This window comes from Streptomyces sp. BK208, assembly GCF_004364245.1.
Taxonomy (GTDB): Bacteria; Actinomycetota; Actinomycetes; order Streptomycetales; family Streptomycetaceae; genus Streptomyces.
Genome location: NZ_SOAV01000010.1, coordinates 202,337 through 216,824, shown reverse-complemented (window position 1 = coordinate 216,824; position 14,488 = coordinate 202,337). Strand labels below are relative to the sequence as shown.

General features: G+C 70.9%; 12 protein-coding genes. 11 read left to right on the top strand and 1 reads right to left on the bottom strand.

The features are described from left to right. The first annotated feature begins 16 nt into the window (after positions 1 to 16). Entirely contained in the window at positions 17 to 2,230 is a 2,214-nt protein-coding gene (locus tag EV562_RS24730) for an FUSC family protein (protein WP_133889044.1), read from the top strand. 35 nt (positions 2,231 to 2,265) lie between these two features. Here the strand turns inward: EV562_RS24730 and EV562_RS24725 are convergent, their stop codons facing one another. Further along, positions 2,266 to 4,047 carry a helix-turn-helix domain-containing protein gene (locus tag EV562_RS24725; RefSeq protein ID WP_133889043.1) on the bottom strand — a complete coding sequence of 594 codons (1,782 nt, stop codon included), beginning with the start codon at positions 4,045 to 4,047 and terminating at the stop codon, positions 2,266 to 2,268. Between the two features lie 319 nt (positions 4,048 to 4,366). Between EV562_RS24725 and dnaK the strand changes: the two genes are divergently transcribed. The 10 genes from dnaK to EV562_RS24675 all read left to right on the top strand — a co-directional run bounded on the left by dnaK (position 4,367) and on the right by EV562_RS24675 (position 14,408). Next, the gene (dnaK, locus tag EV562_RS24720; protein ID WP_133889042.1) at positions 4,367 to 6,262 is read left to right on the top strand and encodes a molecular chaperone DnaK; all 1,896 of its coding nucleotides are present in this window, start codon (positions 4,367 to 4,369) and stop codon (positions 6,260 to 6,262) included. An 8-nt stretch (positions 6,263 to 6,270) separates the two neighbouring features. Beyond that, positions 6,271 to 6,882 carry a nucleotide exchange factor GrpE gene (locus EV562_RS24715; protein WP_133889041.1) on the top strand — a complete coding sequence of 204 codons (612 nt, stop codon included), beginning with the start codon at positions 6,271 to 6,273 and terminating at the stop codon, positions 6,880 to 6,882. A 6-nt stretch (positions 6,883 to 6,888) separates the two neighbouring features. Next, positions 6,889 to 7,842, top strand: coding sequence for a J domain-containing protein (locus EV562_RS24710; RefSeq protein WP_133889040.1), 954 nt, complete (start codon positions 6,889 to 6,891; stop codon positions 7,840 to 7,842). Then, positions 7,839 to 8,246 carry a chaperone modulator CbpM gene (locus EV562_RS24705; protein WP_133889039.1) on the top strand — a complete coding sequence of 136 codons (408 nt, stop codon included), beginning with the start codon at positions 7,839 to 7,841 and terminating at the stop codon, positions 8,244 to 8,246. The genes EV562_RS24710 and EV562_RS24705 overlap by 4 nt, the downstream gene beginning before the upstream one ends. Further along, positions 8,237 to 10,879 carry an ATP-dependent chaperone ClpB gene (gene clpB, locus EV562_RS24700; protein WP_133889038.1) on the top strand — a complete coding sequence of 881 codons (2,643 nt, stop codon included), beginning with the start codon at positions 8,237 to 8,239 and terminating at the stop codon, positions 10,877 to 10,879. Before EV562_RS24705 ends, clpB begins: the two co-directional genes overlap by 10 nt. Next, on the top strand, positions 10,876 to 11,346 hold the full coding sequence (gene trxA, locus EV562_RS24695) for a thioredoxin (RefSeq protein ID WP_133889037.1): 471 nt from the start codon (positions 10,876 to 10,878) through the stop codon (positions 11,344 to 11,346). The genes clpB and trxA overlap by 4 nt, the downstream gene beginning before the upstream one ends. Beyond that, positions 11,346 to 11,840 (top strand): Hsp20/alpha crystallin family protein, encoded by a 495-nt coding sequence (locus tag EV562_RS24690; RefSeq protein ID WP_087808819.1) that lies wholly within the window; start codon positions 11,346 to 11,348, stop codon positions 11,838 to 11,840. The genes trxA and EV562_RS24690 overlap by 1 nt, the downstream gene beginning before the upstream one ends. A gap of 70 nt (positions 11,841 to 11,910) precedes the next feature. Beyond that, entirely contained in the window at positions 11,911 to 12,339 is a 429-nt protein-coding gene (locus EV562_RS24685) for a DUF2267 domain-containing protein (protein WP_087808818.1), read from the top strand. Positions 12,340 to 12,402: 63 nt separating this feature from the next. Then, complete coding sequence (locus tag EV562_RS24680; protein ID WP_087808817.1) at positions 12,403 to 12,666, top strand: UBP-type zinc finger domain-containing protein; 264 nt, start codon at positions 12,403 to 12,405, stop codon at positions 12,664 to 12,666. Beyond that, entirely contained in the window at positions 12,666 to 14,408 is a 1,743-nt protein-coding gene (locus tag EV562_RS24675; RefSeq protein ID WP_133889036.1) for a cyclic nucleotide-binding domain-containing thioredoxin-disulfide reductase, read from the top strand. Before EV562_RS24680 ends, EV562_RS24675 begins: the two co-directional genes overlap by 1 nt. Positions 14,409 to 14,488 lie beyond the last annotated feature (80 nt).

Sequence of the window (14,488 nt, the reverse complement as noted above, 5' to 3'; positions counted from 1 at the left end):
CGGCCGGGCTCACGCCGTGAGGTGGCTTCGGACCTTCGGGGAGGTCGTGCGATCCGGGCTCACGATCGAGGAGACCCGGCTGGAGCCTCTGCTCGCGCTGCGCACGGCTGCGGGGGTGGCGCTGGTCGTCGGGCCCGCGCTGTGGCTGGTCTCGCCCGCGTTCGCCGCGTCCGCCGCCCTCGGGGCCTTCTCCGCGGGTACGGCCACCTTCCAACGCACCTGGCGTCCGCGCAAGGTGATCGCGCTCGGCGCGGGGTCGGGCCTGGCGCTGAGTACCTTCGTGGGCTACCTGGCGGCGGGGCGGCTCGCGACTTTCCTCCCGCTGCTGGCCGTATGGGCCTTTGCCGCAGGGATGGCGTGGGCCCTCGGATCGACCGCTGGGATCGTCGCGGCGACGACGGTCGGCAGCATGCTGGTGACCGTCACTCTGCCCACGAGCGTCGGGCTGGCCCTGGAACACGCCGGCGTCATCGCGCTCGGAGGCGTGGCGCAGGCCGTGCTGATCCTGCTGTTCCCGATCCGGCGGTGGGGGGCGCATCGCGACGCGCTCGCCGACGCGCTGGCCGCCGTGGCCGACTACGCCCGTCGGCTGCAAGACGACCCGGCTGCCCCGTTCGACCCGGAGCCCCTGATGACGGCCCGGGACGCGGCCACCGTGACGCCGTCGCAGGCCCGCACCCGGCCTCCCGTCCTCCACGGCCCCCGGGGCCTCGCCGAGCGCATCGTGCCGGTCGTCGCCGCGCTCGCCGACCCGGACGTCGGCGCCCCGGCGGAGGGGCCCGGGCGGGACCGCGTACGGGAGCTGCTCAATGCGGCCGCCGACGTGCTGGACACGGCCGCGCGTTCGATCCGCCGCGGCACTTCCACCGAGGTTCCGCCCCGCAGCGCGGACGTGCTGAGCCTCAACGGGCAGGGTGAGATACGGGAGGGCCATGCCCGGCAGGCCGGGCAGGGCGAGGTGCTGGAGGGCCATGCCCGGCAGGCCGCCGAAGAGCTCGTGAAGCTGCTCGCCGAGACGTTGGAGGTCGCCGGGGGCGTTGGCGCGCACGAGAAGGCGCCTGCGTCGTCCCGCCCCGCGAGCGCTCAGTTCCTGGTGCGCCCGACCTTGTTCCGGCTGCTCCCTGTTGTCGTCCGGGCGGTCCGCCGTGAGCTGCGCCGCGACTCACCCGTGTTCCGGCACGCCGTCCGCCTGGCGGCGGTGGCCCCGCTCGGTTATCTCATCGCTTCCCCGCTGCCCGTGGGCCACGGGTACTGGGCGCCCATCGCCTCGGTCATGGTCATGCGGCCGGACTTCCACCGGACGTACGCGCGTGCGGTGGGCCGCCTCGCAGGGACCCTGGCGGGCGTGGCCCTCGCCACCGGGATGGTGCGGGCCCTTGGCCCGGACGCCCAGGTGTTCGGCGCGCTCGCGGTGGTGTCGGCGGCCCTGTCGTACACGCTGCTCCGTACCGGCTACGCGTATTCCCAGTGCTTCACCGCCGCCTACGTCGTCTTCCTGCTCGGCATGGGGGGCCATGCGTGGGAGCAGACGGTCCCGGAGCGGGTGGTGCTCACCTTGCTGGGCGGGGCCCTGGCAATGCTGGCGTACGTCGTGTTCCCCGCGTGGGAGACTCCCCGGCTCACGAGTCGGCTTGCGGACTGGCTCGCCGCAAACGGCCGCTACGCGGCGGCGGTGCTCCGCGGCTACGCCGAACCGACCCGGGAGCATCGCGCCGACATGCGCGGGGCCCTGCTGGCGAGCCGGGAGGCACGTGCCGCCTGGCAGGAAGCCTATGACCAGGCGAGGCAAGAACCCGTCCGTCCCAGGGGCCTGACGTCCCGCGAGGCGGAGGAGGCGCAGGAGGCGCTCAAGGGGTTCGACCGAGCGACGATGCTCATGGAGAGCCACCTCCCGGGGGCCGACAGTCGTCCTGCCCCCGAGGTGGAGAGGTTCGCCGAGGCTCTGGAAGCGAATACCGCCCAGGCGGCAGAAGACATGCGCGAGCACAGGAACCCGGACTGGGGGCGCGTGGCGGAGGCGCTCGACACCTGGGAGGGTGCCGCCGGGGACCGCAGCCCGGTCCTGCGACGCGGTGCGGAACTGCAGAAGAAGGCCCTGGACAACCTCGCGACAGCCGTGAGCCGCACACCCTTGGAGCGGGACGTCGGCTCTGCTCGCGAGGAGCAACGGGTGCGGGCGGCTCTGGCTTCGGAGAGTGACGGATCAACGCCCGCCCGCGGGGGTGGGTGAGGGTTTCGGCGTCGAGGAGCGCGGCGTCTCCCGAGTCAGCCGGATCCGCCCAGCACGATCTTCCATACGCGGGTCGCCACCTGGAGGTTGAGCCGGTCCTCGACGTTCGCGAGGTCGTTGCCGCTGATGTCACGGATTCGCTGCAGCCGATAGCGCAGCGTGCTTCGGTGGATCGCGAGGGACGCGGCGGTCTCGTCGTAGTTGCCGCCGCAGTCGAAGTACCGGGTCAGGGTGTCCACCATGGTCGCGTGGTGCCGGGAGTCGTACTCGATGAGCTGCCCGATCCACTCGTGGACGAATGCCTCCAACTGCTGGTAGTCGTTGCCGGGGCCGAGGATGCGGTAGAGGCCGAGCTCGTCGAAGAACGTCGTGCCGTGGCCCTCACGGGAGTGACGGCGCACCTCCAGGGCACGCTGCGCCTCCTGATAACCCCGGGGAATGCTGTTCGGGGAGTCGCACGGGGCGCTCACCCCGATGACCCCTGAATGTGTCCCCGTCTCCACGGCGAGCGCGTCGTACAGCGCCTGGGCGCGCGGCCTGGCGTCGGCGACCAGGACCACGTGATCGGAGCGCCGGGTCAGCAGCGAGCGCATGCCCTGGGCTGTGGCCGCCCGGCCCACGGTCTCCGCGAAGGAGTCATCCGCCGTGCGGTTCGACCACTGCACCACGACGATGTAGTGGCTGCGGTGCAGGTCGTGGCCGATGGCCTCGGACCGGGCGTAGGCGCTCGCCGTGTCCGTCCCGGCCAGGAGGTCGTCGGCCAGCTCGCGGCGCAGTCCCAGCTCGACTTCGGCAAGGTTGCGCAGGTGCGCCAGCTCAAGGGCGAGTGACGTGGCGGCGTGTTCCAGCGCGAGCACGGTGTGCTCGTCTGCCTCGCCTCCGGCATCGATCAGGGCGAGCACGCCCAGGATCTCGCCGTGCGGGCGGACCAGGGTGAGCAGCCGGTCCTCTATCCGTACCGGCCCGGCCTCCCGTGCCACGGCGTGCAGCATCTCGTCCTGACGCACGGGGTCCGGTTCCGGATAGGGGTCGGGCCGGCTGGGGCCGCTCCAGGACCTCAACCGGCCGAAACGGTCCTCGACCAGCGCGGGGAGTCCGGTGAGACCGTGGAGTGCCCGCGTGACGGCTTCCTCTCCGCCGCCCGCGGCGGCGACGTCGGTGATGAGCGTGTGAACGGCCCGCTGGTACCGCTGCTCGGCCACGACCGAGATGAGCTGTCGCTGAAGGGCGGTGCGTTCCTCCCTCACCCGGTGGAGCTCCACCGCCTGGTCACGCAGGCGGCGGTGTGCAAAAGCGAGCGAGAGAGCGGCGGCGGTGTGCCGGACGAGCGTGGCCAGCAGGAATCGTTCCGCCTCGGTGGGCTCGGAATCGGACGTCACCACAAGGTAACCGTGGAGTCGCTCCAGCCCGTGCAGCCCGAGGGCGCGGCCCCAGGGCCTGTCGGGTACGGTCACCGGCCCGTCCTGGCCGGCCAGCTCCCGCACTCTCTGGTCCACCGCCGAGGCGTGATTCCGTCCGTTGGCCGGAGCCGGAAACAGATCACCACCCCTTTCGACGAATCCGGCCTCGGCTCTGTAGGCCCCTACGGCCTCCACGTGGGCCATGGCCAGCCCGAGGATCTCAGCTTCGTCCAGGGTGTCGAGCAGAGCGTAGGAGAGCGCCGCCAGGTCGTTGAGGGCACGGTCGAACTGGCCGGCCGATGGTGGCCGGCCCGCCGCCGGGGCGGCCGCGGGAGCCAGCCCGGCGCCGCCCCGTGGGAGATCGTTCTCCCGGTCGGGGCCGCTGGAGTACGGATCCTGCACCCGGCTGCCGGCCATGAGTGGCTCCGTCCGCCCGAGCCGTCGGTGGACGAGCTGACGGGTACCCGTCCACAAGCCGACTCATTCGAGATACACGACTTGCACCGTCTTGTGCCGACGGTGCGAACGGCCGCGGGCAATCTCGACTCGCCGGGAGCAGGCGTGCTCCTTCTCGTCTCACCACCCTGGGGTGTGTCCGAGAACCTCCGTCCACACCGGCGGCAAGAGCTGGGCGATGCCCGAGGAGCCCGCCCTGCAGGCCAGGAGGTTCCGGTCGTAAGTGAACCCACGCGATCCGGAGAGTCGGCGCGGGCCGCCAGAGCAGGAGGAGATCCTCATGGCCAAGGCAGTGGGCATCGATCTGGGCACCACCAACTCGGTGATCGCCGTGTGGGAGGGCGGCGAGCCGTCCGTCGTGCCCAACAACGAGGGCAACCGCACCACACCATCCGTGGTGGCCTTCACGGACAGCGGTGAGCGCCTGGTGGGCCAGCTGGCCCGTCGCCAGGCGATTCTCAACCCCAAAGGCACCATCTACTCGGCCAAGAGGTTCATCGGCCGGCACTTCGACGAGATCTCGGACGAGGCCAGAGCGGTGGCGTACGACGTCGTCGAGGGCGACGGCGGGGCGGCCCGCTTCAAGGTGGGCGACAAGCTGTACGCGCCTGAGGAGATCAGCGCACAGGTGCTGCGCAAACTCGCCGACGACGCTTCCAAGCAGCTGGGCGAGCGGGTGACGGAGGCGGTCATCACGGTGCCGGCCTACTTCAACGACGCGCAGCGCACCGCCACCAAGGATGCCGGACGGATCGCGGGACTGGAGGTGCTGCGGATCATCAACGAGCCGACGGCGGCCGCCCTCGCGTACGGCATGGACAAGAAGCAGCACGAGACGGTGCTGGTCTTCGACCTGGGCGGCGGCACCTTCGACGTGAGCATTCTCGACGTGGGCGACGGCGTGGTGGAGGTACGGTCCACCGCCGGCGACAGCCACCTGGGCGGTGACGACTTCGACCGGCGTCTGGTGGATCACCTCGCGGACGACTTCCAGAGGGAGAACGGCGTCGATCTGCGCAAGGACCCGCAGGCGCTGCAGCGGCTTTTCGAGGCGGCGGAGAAGGCCAAGACCGAGCTGAGTTCGGTGACGCAGACGCAGGTCAGCCTGCCGTTCATCACCGCCGACGCCTCGGGTCCCAAGCACCTCACCGACTCGGTGATGCGCTCCACGTTCGAGCAGATCACCAGCGACCTGGTGGAGCGGTGCCTGGGGCCCGTCCAGCAGGCCATGGCCGATGCCAAGGTCGGCGAGAGCGACATCGACGAGGTCATCCTCGTCGGCGGTTCCACCCGTATCCCCGCCGTCCAGTCGCTCGTGCGCCGGCTGACCGGCGGCAAGGACCCCAACATGAGCGTCAACCCCGACGAGGTCGTGGCCCTGGGCGCCGCGATCCAGGCCGGGGTGCTCAAGGGCGAGGTCAAGGACGTCCTGCTGCTCGACGTCACGCCCCTGTCGCTCGGGGTGGAGACACGTGGCGGCGTGATGACGAAGATCATCGAACGGAACACCACCATCCCGGTACGCCGCAGCGAGACCTTCTCCACCGCCGAGGACAACCAGCCGGCCGTCGACGTGGTGGTCCTCCAGGGCGAGCGCGAGCGGGCCGCCGACAACCGGGTGCTGGGCCGGTTCCAGCTCACCGACATCCGGCAGGCGCCGCGGGGCGAACCGCAGATCGAGGTCACCTTCGACATCGACGCCAACGGCATCCTCGAGGTCAAGGCCCGCGACCGGGACACCGGCAAGGAACAGGGCATCACCATCAGCGAGAGTTCGAACCTGGACCGCAGTGAGGTCGAACGGATGGTCCAGGAAGCCGAGCGCAACCAGGGCGAGGACCAGGCACTCCGCGAGGCCGTCGACGCCCGCAACGAGCTGGACGCCGTCGCCTACCAGGTCGAGAAGCGCCTCGCCGAACTGGGCGACACCGCCCCGGCGCACGAGAAGGCACGCGCCGAGATGCTCGTGTCCGACGCTCGGGCGGCGGTCAAGGAAGAGGCGGGCGTGGAGCGCGTACGGCCGCTGACCTCCGAACTCCAGCAGGTGCTGGCCGGACTGACGGCTGCCCAGCAGAGCGCCACCGCCGGGGGCGTGCACGGCCAGGACACCGCGGACGGTGGCGCTGCCGGTGGCGGCGACGACGACGTCATCGACGCCGAGTTCGACAAGGACTGAGGCACGCCATGCCCACCCACCCGAACGAACCCGACCGCGCCGCGTCGGACCCGGCCGGGCCGGCGCCGGAAGCCGAACGTCCGCCTCACGGGGATGTGCCGCGACCGGACCCCTCACCGCCTGGACCGGAAGCGGCGCACGGCGAATCGGAACCCGACGCCGTCCGCCCCGAGCCCGCCGACGACGAGTACACGACCGCGGTCCAGGAGCTCGAAGACCGCTGGCGGCGCGCGCTCGCCGACCTCGACAACCTCCGCAAGCGTCATGCCAGGGAGCTGGAGCGGGAACGGGCGGCGGAACGGTCCCGCACCGCCGCCGCCTTCCTCCCCGTCATCGACAACCTCGAACTCGCCCTGAACCACGCCGGTGCCGCCCCCGGCGCGATCGTGGAGGGCATCCGGGCGGTCCGCGACCAGGCGGTGAACGTCCTCGAACTGCTGGGCTACCCGCGACACGCGGAGACCGGCGTCGCCTTCGACCCGGCCCGGCACGAGGTGGTCGGCGTCGTCCAGGACCCCGACGCCCCACCGGGCACCGTCGTCGAGGTGCTGCGCCCCGGCTACGGCGACGGTGAGACGCAGCTCAGGCCCGCCGCCGTGACGGTCGCGAAGCGGGAGTGACGGGTCATGGCACGGGACTTCTACGAGGTGCTGGGCGTGTCACGGACCGCGAGCCAGGACGAGATCCAGCAGGCGTACCGCAAGCTCGCCCGCAGGTACCACCCCGACGTCAACAAGGATCCGGGGGCGGAGGAACGCTTCAAGGATCTCAACGAGGCGTACAGCGTCCTCTCGGATCCGAAGACGCGCGGCCGTTACGACCGCTTCGGCGAGGACTTCCGCAAGATCCCCGAGGACTTCGACGAACGGGTCGCGGCCGGAGCGGGCGGCGGGTTCCGCGCTCGCAGGACCGCGGGCACGGGTGGCCCCCGCGCCCGGTACGCCACCGGCTTCGGCGACGACTTCGCGGGGGAGGGTGTCGACATCGAGGACCTGCTCGGTTCGCTCTTCGGAGCGGGCGCGGCCCCCGGCGGCGTACCGGGAGCCGACCAGGAGGCCGAGCTGCCGCTCACCGTCGAGGAGGCGTACAGGGGCGGCCGCCGCACCGTCACGCTCGCCGGCCCCGGCGGGCAGCCGCGGCGGTACGACGTCGACGTGCCGCCGGGCGTCACCGACGGGCAGCGCATCCGGCTGGCCGGCGAGGGCGGCCGGGGCAGCGGCGACGCCCCGGGAGGCGACCTGTACCTGAGGGTGCGTCTCCAGCCCCATCCCCGGTTCCGGCTGGAAGGCCGCGACGTGCACGTGCAGCTCCCGGTGGCCCCCTGGGAGGCGGCGCTGGGCGCGACCGTGCCGGTGCCCACCCCCGGCGGTGGCACGGCCAAGGTCACGGTGCCCGCGGGCTCGTCCAGCGGCCGGCGGCTGCGACTGCGCGGCGAGGGCATGCCCAATCCCCGCGGTGCCGACGGCGACCTGTACGCCGAAGTCCGTGTCATGGTGCCGTCCACCCTCGGCGACCGGGAGCGCGAACTGTTCGAGGAGCTCGCCGCCACCTCTTCCTTCGACCCCAGGAGGGCACGATGAAAGACCGACCCGAGAGAGCGGCAGGCCCCGTCCGGACCGGGCTGGGCGACCGCCCGGCCCGGACGCCCGCCGAGGTGACCGCCTCCACGGCCGTCCGGTTCGCACTCGTGCCCGCACCGAGGCTCTCCTTGGACGCCGTGGCCCGCCGCTCGGGCCTCCACCCCGATCTCGTCCGCCGGTTCGTCGCCCTGGGACTGGTCGACGCCGAACGCGACGCCGCGGGACAGCTGGTGTTCGATCCCACCGCCCCAGCGGTACTCGCCCGCATCCAGCGGCTGCGCGCCGGACTCTGCCTCAACTACGCGGCCATCGGCCTGGTGCTCGACCTGCTCGACCGCATCAGTCTGCTCGAGTCCGCCCTGCGCGTCCGCGGCACGAGGAGTGAAACACCCCCATGGACATGAACCGTCTCACCCAGAAATCCCAGGAAGCCCTCCAGGAGGCCCAGACCGCGGCCGCCCGTATGGGACAGACCGAGGTCGACGGGGAACACCTGCTGCTCGCGCTTCTCGACCAGGAGGACGGTCTGATCCCGCGGTTGCTGCAGCAGGCGGGAGCCGAGCCGAAGGAACTGCGCGAGGCCGTGCGCGACGAACTCTCCCGCCGCCCGCGGGTCACCGGTCCCGGCGCGGCGCCCGGCCAGGTCTTCGTCACTCAGCGCCTCGCCGGCCTGCTCGACACCGCAGAACAGGAGGCCAAGCGCCTCAAGGACGAGTACGTGTCCGTGGAACACCTCCTGCTCGCCCTGGCCGGGGAGGGCTCCTCGACCGCCGCCGGACGACTGCTCGGCCGGGCCGGCATCACGACGGACTCGTTCCTGGGCGCGCTCACCCAGGTGCGCGGCAACCAGCGCGTCACCTCCGCCAACCCGGAAGTGGCCTACGAGGCGCTGGAGAAGTACGGCCGGGATCTCGTGGCCGAGGCCAGGGACGGCAGGCTCGACCCGGTCATCGGCCGGGACTCCGAGATCCGCCGCGTCACCCAGATACTCAGCCGCAAGTCCAAGAACAACCCCGTCCTGATCGGCGACCCCGGCGTCGGCAAGACCGCCATCGTCGAGGGCCTCGCCCAGCGCATCGTCCGCGGGGACGTACCCGAAGGACTCCGCGACAAGATCGTCTTCGCCCTCGACATGGGCTCCCTGGTCGCGGGCGCCAAGTACCGCGGTGAGTTCGAGGAACGTCTGAAGGCCGTGCTCAGCGAGGTCAAGGCCGCCGAGGGAAACATCCTGCTCTTCGTCGACGAACTGCACACCGTGGTCGGCGCCGGCGCCGCCGAAGGGGCCATGGACGCGGGCAACATGCTCAAGCCGATGCTCGCCCGCGGCGAACTGCACATGATCGGCGCGACCACTCTCGACGAGTACCGCCGGCACATCGAGAAGGACGCCGCCCTCGAACGCCGCTTCCAGCAGGTCCTGGTGGACGAACCCAGCGTCGAGGACACGATCTCCATCCTGCGTGGACTGCGGGAACGCCTGGAGGTCTTCCACGGCGTCAAGATCCAGGACACCGCGCTGGTCTCCGCGGCCACCCTGAGCCACCGATACATCACCGACCGGTTCCTGCCCGACAAGGCCATCGACCTCGTCGACGAGGCATGCGCCCGGCTGCGTACCGAGATCGACTCGATGCCCGCCGAACTCGACGAGATCACCCGCCGGGTCACCCGTCTGGAGATCGAGGAGGCAGCCCTGTCCAAGGAGACCGACCCCGCCAGCGAAGCCCGCCTGGAGGAACTGCGCAGGGAGCTGGCCGACCTGCGCGGCGAGGCCGACGCCAAGCACGCCCAGTGGGAGGCCGAACGGCAGGCGATCCGCCGCGTGCAGGAACTGCGCGAGGAGCTGGAGCAGGTCCGCCACGAGGCGGAGGAGGCCGAACGCGCCTACGACCTCAACCGCGCCGCCGAACTCCGCTACGGACGCCTCCAGGACCTGGAGCGCCGGCTCGCCGCCGAGGAGGAGCAGCTGGCCTCCAAGCAAGGGGAGAACCGGCTGCTGCGCGAGGTCGTCACCGAGGAGGAGATCGCCGAGATCGTCGCCGCCTGGACCGGCATCCCCGTCGCCCGTCTCCAGGAGGGGGAACGGGAGAAACTGCTGCGTCTCGACGAGATCCTGCGCGAGCGCGTCATCGGCCAGGACGAGGCCGTCAAGCTCGTCGCCGACGCCATCATCCGCGCCCGCTCCGGCATCCGCGACCCGCGCCGCCCCATCGGGTCGTTCGTCTTCCTCGGCCCCACCGGCGTGGGGAAGACCGAGCTGGCCAAGACCCTCGCCCGGGCTCTGTTCGACTCCGAGGAGAACATGGTCCGCCTCGACATGAGCGAGTACCAGGAACGGCACACCGTCAGCCGGCTCATGGGCGCACCGCCCGGATACGTCGGATACGAGGAGGGCGGCCAGCTCACCGAGGCCGTACGCCGCAAGCCGTACTCCGTTGTGCTGTTCGACGAGATCGAGAAGGCGCACACCGATGTCTTCAACACGCTGCTGCAGGTCCTCGACGACGGCCGCATCACCGACGCCCAGGGCCGTACCGTCGACTTCCGCAACACCGTGATCATCATGACGTCCAACATCGGCTCCGAGCACCTCCTGGACGGCGTCACGGCCGAGGGGGAGATCAAGCCGGACGCCCGCGCCCTGGTCATGGGCGAACTGCGCGGGCACTTCCGCCCGGAGTTCCTCAACCGCGTGGACGACATCGTGCTGTTCAAGCCGCTCGGCGAGCGGCAGATCGAGCGGATCGTGGAGCTGCAGTTCGACGAACTGCGACAGCGGCTCGCCGAGCGCCGCATCGAGGTCGAACTCACCGATCAGGCGCGTGAGGCGATTGCCCATCAGGGCTACGACCCGGTGTACGGGGCGCGCCCGCTGCGGCGTTACATCTCCCACGAGGTGGAGACACTGGTCGGGCGCGCCCTTCTGCGCGGCGACGTCCAGGACGGCGCGACGGTCCGTGTGGACACCGAGAACGGAGAGCTGGTGGTCACCTACGACCAGCGGGAGGCCGCCGCCCGGGAAGCGAGGGCCGCGTGAACACCAGCCGGACGACGACGGTGACCTGCCCGCACTGCGAGCGCGAGAACCGGATTCCCGTGACCGCCGAGGGACGCCCCAGGTGCGGTCACTGCAAGCAGTACCTGCCCTGGATCGTCGACGCGGGCGACGGCGACTTCCGCGAGGTCGTCGAGCAGGCCACGGTGCCCGTCGTCGTCGATCTCTGGGCGACCTGGTGCGGCCCCTGCCGCATGGTCAGCCCCGCCCTCGAACAAGTGGCTCGCGACCTTGCCGGACGGATCAAGCTCGTCAAGGTCGACGTCGACAAGAACCCACTGCTCAGCCAACGGTTCGAGGTGCAGGCGGTGCCCACACTGCTTGTCCTGGACCGGGGCGAGACGGTCGCCCGGCAGGCCGGCGCGGCACCCGCGCACGTCCTCCGGGATTGGGTCGAACAGGCCATGGCAGGCCGACCGGACCGACGAGAAAGCAGAGGTGATCGGTGATGAACATGCCCGTCCGCAGCCACCGCGGTGGCGCGACAGCAGAGCGGCCTCTCGGGTGGGCCCGTAATCCACTGACGGAATTCGACGAACTGCTCAACCAGATGAGCGGACTGCTCGAATCGACGGTGGGCGGGGCGGCCGCGCCCGCAGCCGCCTGGACCCCCCTCGCGGACGTCACGGAGACCGATGACGCCTTCGAGGTCGAGATCGAACTTCCTGGCGTCAAGAGCAAGGACATCCACGTCGAGGCCAACGGACAGGAACTGGTGGTCACCGGAGAGATCAAGGAAAAGGAGCGCAGCGGCGTCCTGCGCCGCCGCGCCCGCCGAACCGGTGCCTTCGAGTACCGGCTGCGGCTGCCGGGCGAGGTGGACACCGAAAAGGTCACAGCGGAGATGTCGGCCGGTGTACTCACGGTCACCGTCCCCAAGGCGGAGGTCGCCAAGCCCCGTCACATCCAGATCACCGAGAGCGGCGAGAGCGGCGATCGCTGACCCGGGAGCCCGGCGGTGCGGGACCGCGGTCCGGCACCGCCGGCCCGCCGGGAGCGAAGGGAGCCCGGTCATGACCGAGACAGGATTTTCCTCTTTCGACACCATGGTGGACAAGGCGAACCGGCTCCTCAGGGAGATCGAGGAAGCCAACGGCTGGCCCAAAGAGCGCCGTAAGCAGTCGTACGCCGCACTGCGCGCCGTCCTGCACCGGCTACGGGACCGCCTCTCCGTCGACGGGGCCGCGCACTTCGGGGCGCAGCTGCCCACTTTGATCCGAGGCGTCTACTACGACGGCTGGAAGCCGTCCGAGACACCGGTGAAACTCAGCGGCGAGGAGTTCCTCCAGCGCGTGCGGGACGAGTTTCCCTACGCGGTCGACGGTGGCGTCGAACGAGTCGTGCACACCGTGCTGGAGGTTCTGGAACGCCACGTGAGCGAAGGCGAGTGGAACCACCTCAAGTCCGGACTGCCGAAGTCACTGGCCTCCGTGCTGCCGTAGACGCTCGGCGCGCTGCCGCGCACAGCTGCGAAGCGGCCCCTGTCCAGGAAGGAGCACCCCCTCATGGTTACGATCCCCGACCCGCACCTGGCGATGGTGCGTCCCGTGAGTCCGCGTACCCCGGAAGGATGCGAGGAGTGCCTCAGGGTCCACTCCCCGTGGGTGCACCTGCGGCTCTGCCTCACCTGCGGGCACGTCGGCTGCTGCGACTCCTCGCCCCTCAAGCACGCCAGCCGCCACGCGGCCGGCGTCGGTCACCCCGTCGTGCAGTCCTTCGAGCCCGGGGAGAATTGGCGCTGGTGCTACGTCCACGAGGCGATGGTCTGATGAGCAGCGCCGAGCACGGGCAGGGTGGCCCCCGCGAGACACCGGACCAGTACGGGGCGTTCCCGCGCCTCTCACCGGAGCAGCTCCAGGTCCTGACCCCGCACGGGGAGCGCCGCAGGACGGCCGAGAACGAGGTGCTGTACCGCGAGGGTGAGCCGTTCCGGGAGTTCCTCGCGATCCTCAGCGGGACCGTCGAGATCGTCCACGACCACGGCGGACCCGAGGAGCGCACGGTGGCGGTCCACGGACCCGGCCGCTTCCTGGGCGAACTCGGATTGCTGGAGGGCCAGGCGGCCTTCGACACCGCCGTGGTGCGTGAGCCGGGCGAGATCCTCGCCGTACCGGTGGACCGGCAACGCGCCCTGGTCGGCCGCGATCCCGTCCTCGGTGACCTGATTCTCCGCGCATACCTGGGCCGCAGACATCTGCTCATCGGCCTCGGTGCGGGCTTCCGGATCCTGGGATCGTGCTATTCACCGGACACGTTGCGGCTGCGTGAGTTCGCCGCCCGCAACAGGCTGCCCCACCGCTGGGTGGATCTGGAGAAGGACAGGGAAGCGGAGGCGCTGCTGCGTCGGTTCGCGATCCGCCCCGAGGAGACTCCGGTGGTCCTCTGGAAGGGCGACCAGGTGCTGCGCAACCCGAGCAACGCCGAACTCGCCCGGATCATCGGGCTGCCCGCTCCTTCGCCGGAGACAGGGCGGTACGACGTGATGGTGGTCGGTGCGGGCCCCGCGGGACTCGCCGCCGCCGTGTACGGCGCCTCCGACGGCCTCACCACCGCCGTCGTCGACGCTGTGGCCACCGGTGGCCAGGCCGGTACCTCGTCCCGCATCGAGAACTACCTCGGCTTCCCGTCGGGCATCTCCGGGGGCGAACTCATCGAACGCGCGGTGCTCCAGGCCCGCAAGTTCGACGCCCGCCTCATGGTGCCCGCCAAGGTCACCGGGCTCACTCCTCAGAACGACGAGTACGTCGTCACCTTCGCCGACGGGTCGAGGGCTCGTGCGAACGCCGTGGTGCTCGCTTCGGGCGTCTGGTACCGCAGACTCGAGGTGCCCGGCATCGACCGTCTGGAGGGCATCAGTGTCTACTACGCGGCGACCGTCCACGAGGCCGGCCTCTGCCGGGCCGATCCGGTCGCGGTGGTCGGCGGCGGGAACTCCGCCGGACAGGCGGCGCTGTTCCTCGCGAACCACGCGTCCAGGGTCCAGCTCCTCGTCCGGGGCGACGACCTCAACGCGGACATGTCGCGCTACCTCGTCGACCAAGTGGAACGGCACCCGAAGATCGAGGTACTGCTGCACACCGAGGTCCGACGCGTCTTCGGGTCGGAAAAGCTGGAAGCTCTGCTGGTGGAGGACAACACGAGCGGCCGACGGCGAGAACTGCAAGCCGCGGCGCTGTTCGTGTTCATCGGAGCCCGGCCGCGCACGGAATGGCTCAGGGATGTGCTGGCTCTGGACGAGAAGGGCTTCGTCCTCACCGGCGCCGACGCCCAGCCGTTGGCCGATCCGGCCCGGTGGGCTGTTCTCGGCCGTGGTCCGTTGCCATTGGAGACCACCCTTCCCGGCGTCTTCGCCGCCGGCGACGTCAGAAGCGGTTCGGTCAAGCGGGTGGCCGCGGCGGCCGGTGAGGGTGCGATGTCGATCCACCTGGTGCACGAGCACCGCGAGCAGACGGGCAACCTGGTCCGTGCCGCGGGCCCGGAGGGGCGTCGGCCGGTGAGGGGCAGTCGGTGAGCGGACCTGCGGCAGGCGTGTGATGGGTGCTCCCCCCGTGTGGTGAGAAGAAGAACCGCCCACCCCCGGCCCGACTTGCA

Excerpts from the sequence above, each read along its gene's own strand:
- EV562_RS24725 (WP_133889043.1), bottom strand. The coding sequence starts at position 4,047 with ATGGCCGGCAGCCGGGTGCAGGATCCGTACTCCAGCGGCCCCGACCGG.
- dnaK (WP_133889042.1), top strand. The coding sequence starts at position 4,367 with ATGGCCAAGGCAGTGGGCATCGATCTGGGCACCACCAACTCGGTGATC.
- EV562_RS24715 (WP_133889041.1), top strand. The coding sequence starts at position 6,271 with ATGCCCACCCACCCGAACGAACCCGACCGCGCCGCGTCGGACCCGGCC.
- EV562_RS24710 (WP_133889040.1), top strand. The coding sequence starts at position 6,889 with ATGGCACGGGACTTCTACGAGGTGCTGGGCGTGTCACGGACCGCGAGC.
- EV562_RS24705 (WP_133889039.1), top strand. The coding sequence starts at position 7,839 with ATGAAAGACCGACCCGAGAGAGCGGCAGGCCCCGTCCGGACCGGGCTG.
- clpB (WP_133889038.1), top strand. The coding sequence starts at position 8,237 with ATGGACATGAACCGTCTCACCCAGAAATCCCAGGAAGCCCTCCAGGAG.
- EV562_RS24690 (WP_087808819.1), top strand. The coding sequence starts at position 11,346 with ATGAACATGCCCGTCCGCAGCCACCGCGGTGGCGCGACAGCAGAGCGG.
- EV562_RS24685 (WP_087808818.1), top strand. The coding sequence starts at position 11,911 with ATGACCGAGACAGGATTTTCCTCTTTCGACACCATGGTGGACAAGGCG.
- EV562_RS24680 (WP_087808817.1), top strand. The coding sequence starts at position 12,403 with ATGGTTACGATCCCCGACCCGCACCTGGCGATGGTGCGTCCCGTGAGT.
- EV562_RS24675 (WP_133889036.1), top strand. The coding sequence starts at position 12,666 with ATGAGCAGCGCCGAGCACGGGCAGGGTGGCCCCCGCGAGACACCGGAC.